Origin of the sequence: Pseudomonas sp. SJZ074, assembly GCF_007828215.1 — a bacterium.
GTDB lineage: Bacteria > Pseudomonadota > Gammaproteobacteria > Pseudomonadales > Pseudomonadaceae > Aquipseudomonas.
The window spans coordinates 487,408-504,070 of record NZ_VIUE01000001.1; the positions used below are offsets into that span (position 1 = coordinate 487,408).

Genomic DNA, 16,663 nt, shown 5'->3' on the forward strand with positions numbered 1-16,663 from the left:
CCGTAAATCGACGGGGCGGTTATGTTTGACCGAAGGCTTGTGTCATGATGATCCGACCGCAGGTTAGTCGTCCTCTTCCTATATGAATAGATCTTCCGCGTTGCTCCTCGCTCTTGCCTTGCTCAGCGGCTGCCAGTCCATGGCCCCCGTTTCGACGGACGGTACGCCGCCGGTCGAAGACAGCACGCAGGCACCTGAAAAACCCAAGGTCTACGGCTCGTTCAGCGAAGAAACCATCTTCAGCCTGTTGAGCGCCGAACTGGCGGGCCAGCGCAATCGCTTCGACATTGCGCTGGATAACTACGTGACCCAGGCCATCAATACCCAGGACCCGGGCATCTCCGAGCGGGCGTTCCGCATCGCCGAGTACCTGGGGGCCGACCAGGCGGCGCTGGATACCGCGATGATCTGGGCCCGCAATGCCCCGGACGACCTCGAAGCGCAACGCGCCGCCGCCGTGCAACTGGCACGCGCCGGGCGCTACGATGATTCCATGGCCTATATGGAAAAAGTCCTCCAGGGCAAAGGGGATACCCACTTCGATTTCCTCGCGCTGTCGGCTGCCGATACCGATCAGGAAACCCGCAGCGGCCTGATGAAAAGCTTCGATCGCCTGTTGGAACGCCATCCGAACAATGGTCAGTTGATTTTCGGCAAGGCCTTGCTGCTGCAACAGGATGGCGACGCCCAGGGCGCCCTCACCCTGCTGGAAGACAACCCCCCGGAAGCCGGCGAAGTGGCGCCGATCCTGCTGCGTGCTCGCCTGTTGCAAGGCTTGAACCGTGGAGACGAAGCCCTGCCGCTGCTGGAAAAAAGCATCAAGAAGTATCCGGACGACAAGCGCCTGCGCCTCACCTACGCCCGCATGCTGGTGGAAAACAACCGCATGGACGATGCCAAGGTGGAGTTCTCCAGCCTGGTCCAGCAGTACCCCGAGGACGACGAGCTGCGCTACTCCCTGGCACTGGTCTGCCTGGAAGCCAAGGCCTGGGATGAGGCCAAGGGTTATCTGGAAGACCTGATCGCCCGGGAAAGCCACGTCGACTCGGCCCACCTGAACCTGGGCCGCATTGCCGAAGAACGCAACGACCCGCAAAGCGCACTGATCGAGTACGCCCAGGTCGGTCCGGGCAACGACTACCTGCCAGCACAATTGCGCCAGGCCGATATCCTGATCGGCAACGGCAAGACGGCCGAGGCCCAGAGTCGCCTGGCCGTACAGCGCGACGCCCAGCCGGACTACGGCATCCAGCTCTACCTGATCGAAGCCGAGACGCTGTCGGCCAACAATCAGGGCGACAAAGCCTGGAACGTGCTTCAGCAGGCCTTGAAGCAATACCCGGATGATCTGAACCTGCTGTACACCCGCGCCATGCTGGCGGAAAAACGCAATGACCTGGGGCAGATGGAAAAAGACCTGCGCCTGATCATCCAGCGCGATCCCGACAACGCCATGGCCCTGAACGCCCTCGGCTACACCCTGTCGGACCGCACAACTCGCTATGCCGAAGCCAAGGTATTGATCGAGCAGGCCCACCAGCTCAACCCGGAAGACCCGGCGGTACTCGACAGCCTCGGCTGGGTGAATTTCCGCCTGGGCAACCTCGACGAAGCCGAACGCCTGCTGCGCCAGGCCCTGGAGCGCTTTCCCGACCAGGAAGTCGCCGCTCACCTGGGCGAGGTCCTGTGGGCCGCCGGCAAACAACGCGAGGCCCGCCAGATCTGGAGCAAGTTCCTCAAGGAACAGCCCGACAGCCCCATCCTGCGCGGTACCATCAAACGCCTGACCGGATCAGAGACCCTTTAAAATCATGTTTTTGCGCCACTTCATCGTTTTCAGCTTCATCGCCCTGCTCGCCGGCTGTACAGGCTTCGGTACCCGCGAATCCGTCCAGGGCCACGGCAACCCGGCCCAGTGGCGTGAACACAAGGCACAACTGAGCGGCCTCGACGGCTGGCAGATCGACGGCAAGATCGGCATCCGCGCGCCGAAGGATTCGGGCAGCGGCACACTGTTCTGGCTGCAACGCCAGGACTACTACGACATCCGCCTGTCCGGCCCACTGGGACGCGGCGCGGCGCGCCTGACCGGCCGGCCTGGGCAGGTGTCGCTGGAAGTCGCCAATCAGGGTCGCTACGAAGCCCCCACGCCTGAAGCCTTGCTGGAAGAGCAACTGGGCTGGAAATTGCCGGTCTCCCACCTGACCTGGTGGGTGCGCGGGCTGCCGGCACCGGAAAGCAAGAGTCGCCTGACCCTGGATGCCGACAGCCGCCTGTCCAACCTGGAACAGGACGACTGGCAGATCGAATACCTCAGCTATGCCCAGCAGAACGGCTACTGGTTGCCCGAGCGGATCAAGCTGCACGGCAGCGATCTGGATGTCACGCTGGTGATCAAGCAATGGCAACCGCGCAAGCTGGGGCAATGACATGACCGTTGCACGCCTGACCCTGCCCTCTCCGGCCAAGCTCAACCTGATGCTGCACATCCTGGGTCGTCGTCCGGACGGCTACCACGAGCTGCAGACGATTTTCCAGTTCCTGGACTACGGCGATGAAATCACCTTCGCAGTACGCGAGGACGGTGCCATTCGCCTGCACACCGAGTTCGAAGGCGTTCCCCACGACAGCAACCTGATCGTCAAGGCCGCAAAAAAACTCCAGGAACAATCCGGCTGTTCGCTGGGCATCGACATCTGGATCGAAAAAATCCTGCCCATGGGCGGCGGTATCGGTGGCGGCAGCTCGAATGCGGCGACGACTTTGCTCGGGCTCAACCACCTCTGGCAACTGGACTGGGACGCGGATCGGCTGGCAGCGCTTGGCCTGGAACTGGGGGCAGATGTCCCGGTTTTCGTGCGTGGGCACGCCGCTTTTGCCGAAGGTGTCGGGGAAAAACTCACGCTGGTAGAGCCCGAAGAACCCTGGTACCTGGTACTGGTGCCGCAAGTCTCTGTAAGTACAGCAGAAATTTTTTCAGATCCACTGTTGACACGTAACTCTGCGCCCATTAAAGTGCGCCCCGTTCCCAAGGGAAACAGTCGAAATGACTGCTTACCGGTGGTAGCAAGGCGTTATCCAGATGTTCGTAACGCATTGAATTTGTTAGGTAAATTTACCGAAGCAAAACTCACCGGAACTGGAAGTTGTGTGTTTGGGGGCTTCCCAAGCAAAGCTGAAGCTGATAAAGTCTCGGCCCTTCTGACAGAGACCCTTACAGGGTTTGTAGCGAAAGGAAGCAACGTTTCGATGTTGCATCGCAAGCTGCAAAGTCTGCTCTAAAAGGAATCGAGTGCTGGGCACTCGCAGCAACAGATACAGGGGCGTCGCCAAGCGGTAAGGCAGCAGGTTTTGATCCTGCCATGCGTTGGTTCGAATCCAGCCGCCCCTGCCATTTTCCTATACTCATCCAGGTATACCCTCAGCCTTCAGGTACTGCGCGTGTCCAAGATGATGGTCTTTACGGGGAACGCTAACCCCGATCTGGCTCGGCGTGTCGTACGTCAGCTGCATATCCCTCTCGGTGACATTTCTGTCGGTAAGTTCTCCGACGGTGAAATCACTGCCGAGATCAATGAAAACGTTCGCGGTAAAGACGTCTTCATTATTCAGCCGACTTGCGCTCCGACCAACGATAACCTGATGGAACTCGTCGTGATGGCTGATGCCTTCCGTCGCTCCTCGGCTACTCGTATCACTGCTGTTATTCCCTATTTTGGTTATGCCCGCCAGGATCGCCGTCCGCGTTCCGCGCGTGTAGCAATCAGCGCGAAAGTCGTGGCTGACATGCTCACCGTCGTCGGCATCGATCGTGTACTCACGGTTGACCTGCATGCTGACCAGATCCAGGGCTTCTTCGATATTCCCGTGGATAACATCTACGGCTCCCCAGTTCTGGTGGATGACATCGAAGATCAGCGCTTCGAGAACCTGATGATCGTGTCCCCGGACATTGGTGGCGTCGTGCGTGCACGGGCAGTGGCCAAATCCCTGGGCGTGGATCTGGGGATCATCGACAAACGCCGTGAGAAAGCCAATCACTCCGAAGTGATGCATATCATCGGTGACGTCGAAGGGCGTACCTGTATCCTGGTCGACGACATGGTCGATACCGCCGGCACCCTGTGCCACGCGGCCAAGGCCCTGAAAGAGCATGGCGCTGCCAAGGTCTTTGCCTACTGCACACACCCTGTGCTGTCGGGTCGGGCAATCGAGAACATTGAAAATTCCGTGCTGGACGAGCTGGTGGTGACCAACACCATCCCGCTGTCCGCCGCCGCACAAGCCTGTGTACGTATCCGTCAACTGGATATCGCACCGGTGGTTGCCGAAGCGGTTCGCCGCATCAGCAATGAAGAATCGATCAGCGCGATGTTCCGCTAAGGGCCCTGCCCTTACATGACATCCCGTTGACGAAAAGCGCCCCGCCCCAACACTCATGTTGGGGCGGGGCTTTTTTGCCCATCCGCTTTGACGTCGGTCGCAGACGTCATCCGGAATGGCTATTTTGGAGATACAAAATGACTGATTTCATCCTGAACGCCCAAGCGCGTACCGACCTGGGGAAAGGTGCGAGCCGCCGCCTGCGTCGTCTCGCCAACCAGGTTCCTGCCGTTGTATACGGTGGTGACAAGGCCCCTGAGTCCATCACCATGCTGGCCAAGGAAGTGGCCAAGCTGTTCGAAGACGAGGCTGCTTTCAGCCACGTGATCGAGCTGAACGTCGATGGCAAGAAGCAGAACGTCATCGTTAAAGCGATGCAGCGTCACCCGGCCAAGCAGTTCATCATGCACGCAGACTTCATTCGCGTCGTGGCTGGCCAGAAACTGACCGCTACCGTTCCAGTGCACTTCATCAACGAAGCTGCCCCGGTCAAGAAAGGCGGCGAAATCTCGCACGTGACTTCCGAGCTGGAAGTATCCTGCCTGCCGAAAGACCTGCCTGAATTCATCGAAGTCGACCTGGCTGACGCCGAAATCGGCACGATCATTCACCTGTCTGACCTCAAGGCCCCTAAAGGCGTTGAGTTCGTTGCCCTGGCACACGGTGATGACAAGGCTGTTGCCAACGTCCACGCTCCACGTGTTGCTCCAGAAGCTACCGTAGAAGGCGCTGCAGAGTAATTTCACTCTGTTGCCGGAGTGACCGGAAAACATCGCGGACTGGAACGTAGCGAGACAGCGGGCGGGAACGCGAAGTTTACTTAACGGTAGATCCGCATTGTTCGTCCACTGTCGCTACGTCTGATCGCGACGTTATCCACACTCCAGGAAGGGCCCCTATCGTGACTGCCATCAAACTGATCGTTGGCCTGGGAAATCCAGGCACCGAATACGAACAGACCCGGCATAACGCAGGGGCCCTTTTTGTTGAGCGCATCGCGCACGCGCAAGGCGTCAGCCTGGCGGCCGATCGCAAATATTTCGGCCTGACCGGACGCTTCTCGCATCAAGGTCAGGATGTTCGCCTGTTGATCCCCACCACCTACATGAACCGCAGCGGCCAGGCCGTGGCGGCATTGGCCGGTTTCTTCCGCATCAAGCCTGAAGAAATCCTGGTGGCCCACGACGAACTCGACCTGCCTCCGGGCGTTGCCAAGCTCAAGCAGGGCGGCGGCCATGGCGGTCACAACGGGCTGCGCGACATCATCGCGCAGTTGGGTAATCAGAATACCTTTCACCGCCTGCGGCTTGGCATCGGCCACCCGGGCGTAGCCAGCATGGTTTCAAATTTTGTCCTGGGTCGCGCGCCTCGCGCCGAACAGGAAAAACTCGATGCCAGCATCGACTTTGCCCTCGGCGTGCTGCCGGATATCCTCGCCGGTGAATGGAACCGCGCGATGAAAAACCTGCACAGCCAGAAGGCCTGACTCTTACCGAGGGGAAACACCATGGGATTCAATTGCGGCATCGTCGGCCTGCCTAACGTCGGCAAGTCCACCCTGTTCAACGCCCTGACCAAATCCGGTATCGCGGCCGAGAACTTCCCCTTCTGCACCATCGAGCCGAACAGCGGTATCGTACCGATGCCGGATTCGCGCCTGGACGCACTGGCGGCCATCGTCAACCCCAAGCGCATCCTGCCGACCACCATGGAGTTCGTCGACATCGCAGGCCTCGTTGCCGGCGCCTCGAAAGGCGAAGGCCTGGGCAACAAGTTCCTGGCCAACATCCGTGAAACCGACGCCATCGCCCACGTGGTGCGCTGCTTTGAAGACGAGAACGTGATTCACGTCTCCAACAGCGTCGACCCGAAGCGTGACATCGAGATCATCGACCTGGAACTGATCTTCGCCGACCTCGACAGCTGCGAAAAGCAACTGCAGAAAGTCACCCGCAACGCCAAGGGTGGCGACAAGGACGCAGTGGTCCAGAAAGGCCTGCTGGAGCAATTGATCGCCCACTTCACCGAAGGCAAGCCCGCGCGCAGCCTGATGAAGAACATGAGCACCGAAGAGAAACTGGTGATCAAGGGCTTCCACCTGCTGACCACCAAGCCGGTCATGTATATCGCCAACGTCGCTGAAGACGGTTTCGAAAACAACCCGCATCTGGACGTGGTCAAGGCCATCGCCGAAGAAGAAGGCGCCATGGTCGTTCCGGTCTGCAACAAGATCGAAGCGGAAATCGCCGAGCTGGACGACGGTGAAGAGAAAGACATGTTCCTCGAGGCCCTGGGCCTGGAAGAGCCTGGCCTGAACCGCGTGATCCGCGCCGGCTATGAAATGCTGCACCTGCAGACCTACTTCACCGCCGGTGTCGAGGAAGTCCGCGCCTGGACCGTGCGCGTCGGCGCCACCGCCCCGCAAGCCGCCGGCGTGATCCACACCGACTTCGAAAAAGGCTTCATTCGTGCCGAGGTGATCGCCTACAACGACTTCATCCAGTACAAGGGTGAAGCCGGTGCCAAGGAAGCCGGTAAATGGCGTCTGGAAGGCAAGGAATACGTCGTCAAGGACGGCGACGTGATGCACTTCCGCTTTAACGTCTGACGGTTTGTCGCGTGGCAGCTCACCACTGCCACGCATCCTCCCCCACGGACATCGTCAAGGTTTTCCAGCCAGTCTCGCCAAGTCCAATCTGCATCAATGCTGCCTGACTCACCGCAATCGCGAGCAGGCTCGCTCCCACAGGTTCTTCATAACTGGCTAAAACAGATAGCCAATATAGACCGCCGCCCCACCACCGGCCTGCACGCCAGCGTTCATGCCCGCCATGACCAGGGCTCCCTTCGCCGACTGCACCAATTGCCGGTTGACGATGCTGGCAGCCATCATGGTCGCAGGGCTGGCGCTCAGCGCCACCGACAACGCCAGCAATTTGGGATCAAGCCCGAACAGCAACGCCGTGGCCGAACCGCCAACCACCAGGCCCGCCCCCACTTCCGTATACATGCACGGTCCAGTGATGTCGTCGCTGGTCAGGTCACGCTCGACCAGAGCATCGCTGACAAAGACCTTGCCGGTACTCGGGAACGCCTCCGCCGCCGCGGCCCCGCCCACGCTCTTGCCTTTGATCTGGATATTGACCTTGCCGAAACGCGGCAGCCGCGCGCCAAATCCGGCCCCCACCCCGACGCCGCCGTAACGGTAGCTGACGTCCTCGCCCTGGGGCGAACGCAGGATGATCGAACCGCCACTGCCCGCTACCATCACCACGGTCAGGCCGCCGCCACTGGCGGTCTGGTACTGCCAGCGACTTTCGTTGACCGGGATCGGGATGTTGTAACTCATGATCAGAATCCTTTATGTGAATGAGCCGCACCGCGACCACGCTGACGGATGATTCCCAGCAAACCGACAATGGCGAACACCAGGCCGATGCAACCCAATACACCCGGGGTGCCCCACAGTGCGGCCGGGTCATCGACGATGGCGCTGCCAGCCGGCTTTTCGGGCAGGTAATGCACCCGCACCGACTGATCCTGTCGATAGCCGAAGATAAAACCGCCCTGGGGGTAGGAAATCTTTTCACCACTGCCGGTGGTAAAGGCAATCTCGGGATGCGAGCCACCGGCATTCAAGCGGCTGACGACGCCATCGGCGGTCTGTGCATGAGCGAGGAATTCGCGTCGATCAAGTGTGAGATGAACGGCAATGCTCAACAGGCCGATACCGATCAGGGCAAACAGCAGCCCCCGCAATATCTTCCCGATGGATGACGAAGTGTCGTTAGCCATGAAGGGTCTCAGTATTCGTCCATGAAAGAGGGAGGTCAGGATAGCAAGAAGCTTTCTCCGAGTCCGCTCATTTGCTGGCGGAGGCCATCAGTACACCAAAACAGAAAAAAGTGATACCCGACAACCTGCCGACGATCCCTGCCCCCCTGTTCGTGGAGAGCCAGCCTCTTGCACGGTTGGCCATGAATGCATACCCGGTATGAACCAGTACGACAAGCAAGCTGTAGGAAGACACCAGCAGGAAAAACTGACTGTAGTAGTTATCTCCCGGCTTGATGAACTGCGGGAATACCGCGAGAAAGAAGAAGCCCGCCTTGGGATTCAGGAGTTGGATCGACAGGGCTTCGACGAATCGGTGCCACGGATGCAGCGACGTGATGTCGAGTTCTGGAATGAAACGCCTCGTACGCCACATCTTGATCCCAAGGTATAGCAAGTACAGCGCGCCGACATATTTGAGAACGATGAACGCAGTGGCTGACGCGGCGAGGATCAGCCCGACACTGGTAGCGGAAATACCCGCCACGACAAACGCCCCCAACGCGATACCGAAGATGCCGGGAAACGAACCGGTCCAGCCATGGCGCAAGGCATTGGAAATCGTCAGCACCACCCCGGGGCCAGGGCTGAGCACGGTCAGGGTAGCCAACATCAGAAACAATCCATAATTAACCATGAAATAACTCCAGAGCATGTGGTGCCCAGAGTGGTATGAAGGGGCATCGCTGACAAACGCTTTAATTACACCCCTGATGTGCCTAAATTAGACACATGATTGCCAACCTCCCGCCCTTGAACGCCGTGCGTGCCTTCGCCACTGCCGCTCGCCACCAGAGTTTCAGCCGTGCGGCCGAAGAACTGCATGTCAGCCACAGCGCTGTCAGCCGTCATATCAAGCTGCTCGAAGAACATCTGGGGGTGCTGCTTTTCGAACGTCGTACCCGTCAATCCGTGCTCACACCGGCCGGCCAGACGTTTTACGAGCAGGTCAGCATGGCCCTTGCACAGATTGCCAACGCCGCGACCGCACTGACCCGCAGCGCTTCGCGGCGCAAAGTGACGATCAATGTGCGCCCATCCTTCGCAGTACGCTGGCTGATCCCGCGATTACCGGACTTCATGGCGCAGTACCCGGATATCCACCCTGAAGTGGTCACCAGCACCCGGCCACCGGATCTGTCGCGCGAAGCATTCGACGTCGTGATTCGCCGCGGACAGTCCGGATGGTCAGCCAACGTTCACCCCCACGCGTTGCTGGAAGATCACCTGATACTGGTCACCGCCCCGCGCCTGTTGCAAAGCCAGCCGCTGGACAGTCCCAACGATCTGCTCCAGCACACGCTGCTGACCGCAAGGACTCGCAGCAGTGATTGGCCGGACTGGGCCAGACAGACGGGCCTCGCGCAGTTGCGAACTCGACCGACCCTGCCATTCGACCACATGCACTTGGTGTTGCAGGCCGCCGTCGATGGCCTGGGTGTGGCGCTGTGTCCGGTTTCATTGCTAGGCAGGGACTTATCCACAGGGCGGCTGACCAGCCAGTTCCCCTCCTTGCAGCTGCCGCTGATCCGTTATTACTACGGCGTCTCCCCGGACGCAGCGGCTGAAACCCAGGTGTTTATCGACTGGACGCGGTCTCATATCCGTCAGGACGCAACAACACCCTCGTCACCCGACGCTCCTGGACCTCTACAACCCGCAGGCTCCACGCCTGCCAATGAAGCTCATCGCCAATGACCGGCAAGCGATCCAGCAAGCTCATGACCAAACCCGCGAGTGTCTGGTAGTCATCGGTGGCCTGCGCCTGGAAGCCCGTCTGCTCGCGGATCTGACTGAGGTTCAGTGCACCACTGATGAGAAAGCCGCCCTCCTGGGCCAGGATATTCGGGCCTTCGATTTCACTGGCATCGGGCAACTCACCGGCGATGGATTCGAGGATGTCGGTCATGGTGAGCAGCCCCACGAAATCACCGAACTCGTTCACCACAAAAGCGATGTGCGTCGACTCCTTACGCATTTGTTCCAGCGCGTTGAGAATCGTGAAACTGTCCAGCAAATTGACTGCCTTGCGGGCCATGGCTCCCAGATCTGGCTCGTGCCCCGCCAACAGTTCCTTGAGCAGTTCCTTCTTGTGGACGAAACCCAACGGCTCATCGACCTGACCATCACGAATCAACGGCAACCTGGAGTAAGACGAGTGCATCAGCTTCGTGCGGATCACGTCTGGGGTGTCGGCCAGGTCGAGGTGATCGATTTCCGCGCGGGGAGTCATGACCCCGCGTATCGGACGTTCCGCCAACTGAAGCACACCGCTGATCATGACCCGTTCGCGGCGGTCGAACGCCGGTTCGACCTCATCGCTTGCGAGCATGTCGGCGATCTCTTCACCGACCTCGTCGGCGTCCAACGAATGGCCACCCAACAAACGCATCACTGCATGGGCGGTACGTTGGCGCATGGGGCGGCGGCCCTGCAGGCTCTTCTTGCGGCGTGAACGAGCCAGCTGGTTGAACAGTTCGATCAGGATCGAGAAGCCTATCGCGGCGTAGAGGTAACCTTTCGGAATGTGGAAACCCAGGCCCTCCGCGGTAAGGCTGAAACCGATCATCATCAGGAAGCCCAGGCAGAGCATGATGACAGTGGGGTGCCCGTTGACGAATCTGGTCAGCGGCTTGCTCGCGATGATCATCAGGCCGATGGAGAAAATCACCGCAATCATCATGACCGACAAGTGTTCCACCATACCCACGGCGGTGATCACGGCATCCAGCGAAAACACCGCGTCCAGCACCACGATCTGCGCAACGATTGGCCAGAACATCGCGTAGGCCGCGCGCCCCGTGCGCTGGGCCACATGCCCTTCGAGTCGCTCATGCAGCTCCATGGTTGCCTTGAACAACAGAAACACGCCCCCGAACAACATGATCAAGTCTCGCCCCGAGAACATCTTGTCGAAGACCTCGAACAACGGCTCGGTCAGGGTCACCATCCAGGAAATGCTCGCCAGCAAACCAAGACGCATCAGCAGCGCCAGGGACAGCCCGATGATGCGGGCACGGTCCCGCTGCTCTGGAGGAAGCTTGTCGGCCAGGATGGCGATGAAAACAAGGTTGTCGATGCCGAGCACCAGCTCCAGCACGATCAGCGTCAGGAGGCCAAGCCAGGCCGTGGGGTCAACGATCCATTCCATGGTGTTATTCACCCCCTCGGAAAGAGATCGTCAGATGGATGCAACGAATGGGAGGAGAAAAGCGACTGGGGGGCTCCATGGGGGTGTTCATATCGACCTGAAAGTAATTTGGGATAAAAATCCTACAGAGTTTCAGGACGCTTCATGCAAGACGAATCATTACAGGATCTGACAAGCGCCCTGCATCCATCACCGATGCAGGGCTTCTTGTGCTGATTTGACATGCTTGGCTGTACCCACGGGAACGGATACTAGCCCCCTTTGACCTTAAAGCGACTCAACACCCGTTGCATCAGCGACGCTCGCTCCGACAGGTCCCTGGCCGCTACCGCGCATTCTTGTGAGCTCGATTGGTTTTTCTGCGTCACCTCGTCGATCTGTTCCAACCCGACACTTGCCTGTTGCAAGCCTGAAGCCTGCTCGCTGGAAGCCTGGTAGATCAGCGAAACCAGGCTGGACACCGCACTGGTACCGCTGACAATATTTTTGAGGGACTCGGCGGTACGGCCCGCGATGACCATGCCGCGTTGGGTCTTGCTCGAAGAGTCGGCGATCAGCGCAGCCGTCTGCTGCGCGGCCTCGGCGCTGCGGGCTGCCAGGGTGCGCACCTCATCCGCGACCACGGCAAAGCCGCGCCCGAGCTCACCGGCCCGGGCGGCCTCGATGGCCGCGTTCAACGCCAGAAGATTGGTTTGTGCGGCAATGTTGTCGATGGTGGTGATGATCGCGGTGATGTCCTTGCCCGAGCTATCGATTTCGGCCATTGCGGCAATCAGTTCGCTCATCAACTTGTCGCTCTCGCCTGCATCGGCCCGCGACGCCTGGGATTGCTCATCGGCCTTCTTGGCATTGGCGGCATTGTCCCGGGTCTGGGCAGCCATCTGGGTCATCACCGCACTGATCTCGGTAATGGACGAAGCAGAGTTGGCCGCCCCTTCGGACAAGGACTGACTCAGATCGGTGACCTGCGCCGAACTGCCGCTGATTCGAGTGGCACTCACCTGCACTTCGCAAATCAACTGGTTCAGGTTGGTGACCATCTTCTCCAGCGACTTGCCCAAGGTATCGTGAGGTGAAGACAGACGGACCTCCAGGTCCAGATCGCCTTCGGAGATGCGCTCAGCCACCCGGACCTGTCGTTGCAGGCTCTCGGACATGTCGTTGAGCGCGATGGACAACTGCCCGACTTCGTCCTCGGATTTCTGCACCAGACGACGAGAGAAATCCCCCAGGCTGATTTGGGCCGCCAGGGCAGCAGCCTCGCGAATCGGTCCGACGATTTTTGCCGCAGCCAGCCAAAGGCCAGCGAGGGCCAACAATGAAATACCCAGCCCTACGGACACTTGCCAGACGCTGTTGCTGATACTGCGCGATTGCAGCTCCTGTTCCAGGGCAATCGCCTGGCTCATGACCACCGCCTTGGGCAAGCGAATGAGCACTGCCCACGGCTTCCCCGTGCGCCCCAGTTCAATGGGCATCAACACTTCAATGTTCTGCGTTTGCGGATTGAGCAGGCCATCGCCACGACCACGCTGGATATCGCTCAGCACCTTTTCCCAGGAATCGGGCAACAACGCCTTGATGGGTTGCCCGATCAGATCCATACGCCTGCTGTCCGCGACCACCAGTCCCTGGTTGCTCATGATCGAGACTGAACCCTTGCCATCGTAAAGATCGGCGGACATCTGCTCGCTGAGCTTCTGGATGAAAGCGATATCGAAGTCAGCCCCGACCACCCCGTAGAACTTGCCACCGGACACAATCGGCACCGATAGGGTGGTCAGCCAGACATTCTTGCCCTGGACCACATAGGGAATGGGGTCCAGCACACTTTCCTTCAGGGTGTCGCGCGGGCCGCTGTACCAGCCACCCTTGGGTACACCGTTGGGATGAAGGTCCGGGGAGTCATACTCCACCAGCGGTTGCACCGCGACATGGCCATCCGCGCTGCGTGTCCAATAGGGCGTAAAACGTCCTGTCAGCGGGTTATTGCCATCCTGGGCATTTCGGAAAGCGTGATCCTGTCCATCCAATGCATCCGGCTCCCAGCAGGAATATGTGCCGTTGAAGTCAGGGTTATCCTTGAGGACATTGAGCAATACGCTGTTGACCTGATCGCGGCCCAATGCCAGGGGACTTTGCGCGGCTTTGCCGGCGGCAAAGGTATTGGCCATGGTGCGGGCTGCATCCAGGGCGGTTTGCAGCCTGGCCTGAATGGCGTTGGCGCGGGACTCGGCCAGGTTTTGAATTTCCCGGATCGTCGATTTTTCAATCAGTGCAGTCACTTCCGTCGAAACATAATGCTCATTGGAGCGAGCGGTGAAGAGCCCGTAGACAACCAGGCTGACCGATGAAACAAACAGGCATACGCCCGCCGTGACACAAATACGTGCCTGCAACGACTTGAACTTCATATCGACCCCTGCCTGATTCTATTTATTGCTACCGTCAACAACGACGGCGGCATTTCAACGTGTGCACGACGTGGCGAATAACAATCGATCACCGCTGCTTACGCCGCCTCGGACGAATGCCTTCAAGGACACGGCGATACAGCTGTTACCAGCATTGAAACGTGGCAAGTGGGGGACAAGCATTCATCGCTCTATCCACTCAGTAGCGAAAGAGATGTTCGAATCAGAAACCGGAGGCTTGTTTCCAGGGAGGCAAGGGCGATAGGCGGAAAGAATGTAAAGCCTGCTTCTGCTGTAACCCAGGATCACCCTTGAATAAAGCCGCAGAATCCATTCAAACCAACAACCACAGCAGCAAATTAACACGGGCAATATTTCTACAACATCAACTTAGGACTTATACAAATCAGTACTTTAGTCGTAACGAGAGCACACTGGGCGACCGACGTTCGTATCGTTTCAACTCAGCGAACGGGAGCGCACAAGGACAGGTCTCGCGATGTGCCATTTTAGTGCAGCATGTTTTTCGTTAGCAGGCTATGGACCTAAAAAAATCCCCGCTCACAGGGTGATAGCGCAACGCCATGGTCTGAATCTTGCCTTATTTATCGTTATAACGCGGCCCCTTACAAAGGGGACCGAGAGTGGGAAGTTTCGCTACAGAACCCGCGCACAGAGCGACCAGAGCGACTTTTCGAGGCCTTTTAAAAGGACACCTGTTCCAGCATTTGTGTAGAAACGCACAAAAACAGTGCAAGGGTGTTCAGGGGAGTATGGGCATGCAGGCTTTTCTATTACCGGGCATCAGATTATTGGGACGTTTCGGCTTCGCCGGTAAATTCCAATTGTTGTTCCTGCTCTTCATCCTGCCACTCACGGGCAGCCTGTGGATCATCGGCCAGGACTATCGCGATCAGCTCAGCCTGATTTCCGGGGAACGTGCCGGGGTCCGCCAGTTGTTGGCCCTGGATAACCTGGACAACCTGCTCACCGCCCAGCGCAACCGCGCCGCCCGTTGGCGCGCCACGGAAACCAATCGACAACCCACGCCTGCCACCCTTGCCGCGATGGCGGCGTTCGATGCCGTGCAACCGGCCCTCAACCAGGCCGCCGATGAGCTGAGCGCCGCCTTGCAGGCCGATGGCGCCGAAACCGACATCCTGGCCCGCTTTCAGGTCTTGCAGACCAGCCTCAAGGGCCTGGACTCGAAAAGCCTGGGCGCCGTGGGTTGGTGGCCGGACGGCTATGACCGCTTCACTGCCGCCCTGAGTGCGCTGCAAGCCCTGCGTGAGCAGATCGTGATGGACAATCGCCTGACCCTCGCCTCCTGGCTCGAAACCTATCTGCTGACCCAGATCTCGACCCAGCAGACTCCGGAACTGATCGAACGGGTCGGACGTCTGGCCAGCGTCGGACAGGCTTCGGTGGTGTCGGGCCAATTCACCCTGCAGAGCCGCCTGCAACTGCGGGACCTGCGCAGCCGCATCGGCGACGCCCGGGATCAATTGCTCAAGACCGGTGGGCTCCTGGAAGCACGCCTGCCTGGCGATCTGCAAACCTGGGCCGGTCAATACCAAGGGAGCCTCAAACATCTGGACGCCGAACTGAAAGTGCTGGATGACGGCGTGTTCGGCGGCTCCATCAGCCTCAAGCCGGAAGACTTCGAGAAGCACCTGGACGCCCTGCTGTCCGATCTGGCCGCCCTGCGCCAGCAATCCCTGGTGGCCCTGGATACACGACTGAACCATTATCACGGCACGGCGATCCGCCAGTTCACACTGGTGGCGACGGTGCTGGGTTGCCTGCTGTTGGCGGCGCTCTATCTTTTTGTCTGCCTGCAAGCGTCCATCCGTCGCAGCGCCAGCGGCATCACCTTGCTGGCCGAAGCGTTGCGTGATGGCAACCTCAGCCTGCAAGTGCCAGTAGAAGGACGCGATGAATTGGCGGCGATCAGCACCGCCCTGAACGTCGCCGTGGTGCAATTGCGCACCAGCCTGCTGGGAGTCGACCACGAGACGTCGCAAGTCAGCAATGCCGTGCGCACCCTCAATACCCACTCCAGCGGTGCCCTGGGAGAAGTCGAAGCCCAACAGCTGCAGATCAGCCAGATCGCCGCCGCGGCAACGCAACTGGCCGCGACCTCTCAAGGCGTGGCAAAAAGTTGTGAGCAAGCGTCCGACAGCGCCCAGCAGACCCGGCGCATCGCCACCGACAGCAGCCGCGACAGCCAACGCACCACCGCGAGCATCCAGCAGCTCAACCAGCGCCTCAACGACACCGCCGCCGCACTGGGCCGGGTGAGCGAACAGGGACAACAGATCCAGTTGGTAGTCGACACCATCCGCGGCGTGGCCGAGCAGACCAACCTGCTGGCCCTCAACGCCGCCATCGAAGCAGCCCGCGCCGGGGAACAGGGCCGCGGTTTCGCCGTGGTGGCCGATGAGGTCCGTAGCCTGTCGCAACGTACCCAATCCTCGACCCAACAGATTGCAGGCACGGTCGACAGCCTGCGCGCTACGGTCAATGAAGCGGTCAGCCTGATGGAGGCCGCCTGCGAGCAGGCACAGACAGACGCCCAGGCCGTTACCAGCCTGGGCGAGCGCCTGGGAGAAATCGCCAGCGCCGTGCAAAGCGTGACCGATACCCTGGCGCAGATCGCCACCGCAGTGGACGAACAGGCCAGCACGGCCGACGAGGTCAGCGGCAATATCCAACAGGTCGATCAAGCCGCCATGCGCTTGCTGGACGGCGCACGGGCGGTGAACCTGGCGGCGGATACCTTGAGCCAGGGAAGCCAGGCACTGAGTGCGAATACCGGGAGATTTCAACTCGGTTGAAGGGCATTTGTGGCGAGGTTGGATAAGCGGTTGAAAGCGCAGAG

The 16,663-nt window shown here is 59.5% G+C and carries 14 protein-coding genes, 1 tRNA gene and 1 pseudogene; 10 read left to right on the top strand and 6 right to left on the bottom strand.

The window, feature by feature from the left end:
• Positions 1-82: 82 nt before the first annotated feature.
• The 8 genes from FBX99_RS02220 to ychF all read left to right on the top strand — a co-directional run bounded on the left by FBX99_RS02220 (position 83) and on the right by ychF (position 6,991).
• Positions 83-1,807: a tetratricopeptide repeat protein gene (locus FBX99_RS02220; RefSeq protein WP_145130488.1), complete on the top strand. Its 1,725-nt coding sequence runs from the start codon at positions 83-85 to the stop codon at positions 1,805-1,807.
• Positions 1,808-1,811: 4 nt separating this feature from the next.
• Entirely contained in the window at positions 1,812-2,429 is a 618-nt protein-coding gene (gene lolB, locus FBX99_RS02225) for a lipoprotein insertase outer membrane protein LolB (RefSeq protein ID WP_144927540.1), read from the top strand.
• Between the two features lies 1 nt (position 2,430).
• Positions 2,431-3,282: a 4-(cytidine 5'-diphospho)-2-C-methyl-D-erythritol kinase gene (gene ispE, locus FBX99_RS02230; RefSeq protein WP_145130489.1), complete on the top strand. Its 852-nt coding sequence runs from the start codon at positions 2,431-2,433 to the stop codon at positions 3,280-3,282.
• 37 nt (positions 3,283-3,319) lie between these two features.
• Positions 3,320-3,394: transfer RNA gene (locus FBX99_RS02235), tRNA-Gln, on the top strand.
• Between the two features lie 47 nt (positions 3,395-3,441).
• Entirely contained in the window at positions 3,442-4,383 is a 942-nt protein-coding gene (locus FBX99_RS02240; protein ID WP_003205529.1) for a ribose-phosphate pyrophosphokinase, read from the top strand.
• 137 nt (positions 4,384-4,520) lie between these two features.
• Positions 4,521-5,123: a 50S ribosomal protein L25/general stress protein Ctc gene (locus FBX99_RS02245; protein WP_145130490.1), complete on the top strand. Its 603-nt coding sequence runs from the start codon at positions 4,521-4,523 to the stop codon at positions 5,121-5,123.
• A gap of 161 nt (positions 5,124-5,284) precedes the next feature.
• Complete coding sequence (gene pth, locus FBX99_RS02250) at positions 5,285-5,869, top strand: aminoacyl-tRNA hydrolase (RefSeq protein WP_030138575.1); 585 nt, start codon at positions 5,285-5,287, stop codon at positions 5,867-5,869.
• Between the two features lie 21 nt (positions 5,870-5,890).
• Positions 5,891-6,991 (top strand): redox-regulated ATPase YchF, encoded by a 1,101-nt coding sequence (gene ychF, locus FBX99_RS02255; RefSeq protein WP_145130492.1) that lies wholly within the window; start codon positions 5,891-5,893, stop codon positions 6,989-6,991.
• A 156-nt stretch (positions 6,992-7,147) separates the two neighbouring features.
• On the opposite strand, the gene FBX99_RS02260 is transcribed toward ychF, so the two are convergent.
• The 3 genes from FBX99_RS02260 to FBX99_RS02270 form a co-directional block, all read right to left on the bottom strand.
• On the bottom strand, positions 7,148-7,732 hold the full coding sequence (locus FBX99_RS02260; RefSeq protein WP_047701413.1) for a hypothetical protein: 585 nt from the start codon (positions 7,730-7,732) through the stop codon (positions 7,148-7,150).
• Positions 7,733-7,734: 2 nt separating this feature from the next.
• Positions 7,735-8,178 (bottom strand): DUF3592 domain-containing protein, encoded by a 444-nt coding sequence (locus FBX99_RS02265; RefSeq protein ID WP_144927528.1) that lies wholly within the window; start codon positions 8,176-8,178, stop codon positions 7,735-7,737.
• A gap of 67 nt (positions 8,179-8,245) precedes the next feature.
• Positions 8,246-8,854 carry a LysE family translocator gene (locus FBX99_RS02270; protein WP_144927525.1) on the bottom strand — a complete coding sequence of 203 codons (609 nt, stop codon included), beginning with the start codon at positions 8,852-8,854 and terminating at the stop codon, positions 8,246-8,248.
• A gap of 95 nt (positions 8,855-8,949) precedes the next feature.
• Between FBX99_RS02270 and FBX99_RS02275 the strand changes: the two genes are divergently transcribed.
• Positions 8,950-9,915, top strand: a complete 966-nt coding sequence (locus tag FBX99_RS02275; RefSeq protein WP_145130494.1) for a LysR substrate-binding domain-containing protein — start codon at positions 8,950-8,952, stop codon at positions 9,913-9,915.
• Here FBX99_RS02275 and FBX99_RS02280 read toward each other — a convergent pair.
• The 3 genes and pseudogenes from FBX99_RS02280 to FBX99_RS29445 all read right to left on the bottom strand — a co-directional run.
• The gene (locus tag FBX99_RS02280) at positions 9,797-11,368 is read right to left on the bottom strand and encodes a TerC family protein (RefSeq protein ID WP_144927519.1); all 1,572 of its coding nucleotides are present in this window, start codon (positions 11,366-11,368) and stop codon (positions 9,797-9,799) included. The genes FBX99_RS02275 and FBX99_RS02280 overlap by 119 nt on opposite strands.
• Before the next feature lie 251 nt (positions 11,369-11,619).
• On the bottom strand, positions 11,620-12,525 hold the full coding sequence (locus FBX99_RS29440) for a methyl-accepting chemotaxis protein (protein ID WP_371923838.1): 906 nt from the start codon (positions 12,523-12,525) through the stop codon (positions 11,620-11,622).
• Positions 12,520-13,782, bottom strand: a pseudogene (locus FBX99_RS29445) (HAMP domain-containing protein); the annotation flags it as partial. The gene FBX99_RS29440 and the pseudogene FBX99_RS29445, both read right to left, overlap by 6 nt.
• 1,301 nt (positions 13,783-15,083) lie before the next feature.
• Here FBX99_RS29445 and FBX99_RS02290 point away from each other — a divergent pair.
• The gene (locus FBX99_RS02290; protein WP_371923839.1) at positions 15,084-16,619 is read left to right on the top strand and encodes a methyl-accepting chemotaxis protein; all 1,536 of its coding nucleotides are present in this window, start codon (positions 15,084-15,086) and stop codon (positions 16,617-16,619) included.
• The last annotated feature ends 44 nt before the right edge of the window (positions 16,620-16,663 follow it).

Coding starts and splice junctions, on each gene's coding strand:
- FBX99_RS02220 (WP_145130488.1), top strand. CDS start 83: ATGAATAGATCTTCCGCGTTGCTCCTCGCTCTTGCCTTGCTCAGCGGC.
- lolB (WP_144927540.1), top strand. CDS start 1,812: ATGTTTTTGCGCCACTTCATCGTTTTCAGCTTCATCGCCCTGCTCGCC.
- ispE (WP_145130489.1), top strand. CDS start 2,431: ATGACCGTTGCACGCCTGACCCTGCCCTCTCCGGCCAAGCTCAACCTG.
- FBX99_RS02245 (WP_145130490.1), top strand. CDS start 4,521: ATGACTGATTTCATCCTGAACGCCCAAGCGCGTACCGACCTGGGGAAA.
- ychF (WP_145130492.1), top strand. CDS start 5,891: ATGGGATTCAATTGCGGCATCGTCGGCCTGCCTAACGTCGGCAAGTCC.
- FBX99_RS02260 (WP_047701413.1), bottom strand. CDS start 7,732: ATGAGTTACAACATCCCGATCCCGGTCAACGAAAGTCGCTGGCAGTAC.
- FBX99_RS02265 (WP_144927528.1), bottom strand. CDS start 8,178: ATGGCTAACGACACTTCGTCATCCATCGGGAAGATATTGCGGGGGCTG.
- FBX99_RS02270 (WP_144927525.1), bottom strand. CDS start 8,854: ATGGTTAATTATGGATTGTTTCTGATGTTGGCTACCCTGACCGTGCTC.
- FBX99_RS02275 (WP_145130494.1), top strand. CDS start 8,950: ATGATTGCCAACCTCCCGCCCTTGAACGCCGTGCGTGCCTTCGCCACT.
- FBX99_RS02280 (WP_144927519.1), bottom strand. CDS start 11,368: ATGGAATGGATCGTTGACCCCACGGCCTGGCTTGGCCTCCTGACGCTG.
- FBX99_RS29440 (WP_371923838.1), bottom strand. CDS start 12,525: ATGTCCGAGAGCCTGCAACGACAGGTCCGGGTGGCTGAGCGCATCTCC.
- FBX99_RS02290 (WP_371923839.1), top strand. CDS start 15,084: ATGGACAATCGCCTGACCCTCGCCTCCTGGCTCGAAACCTATCTGCTG.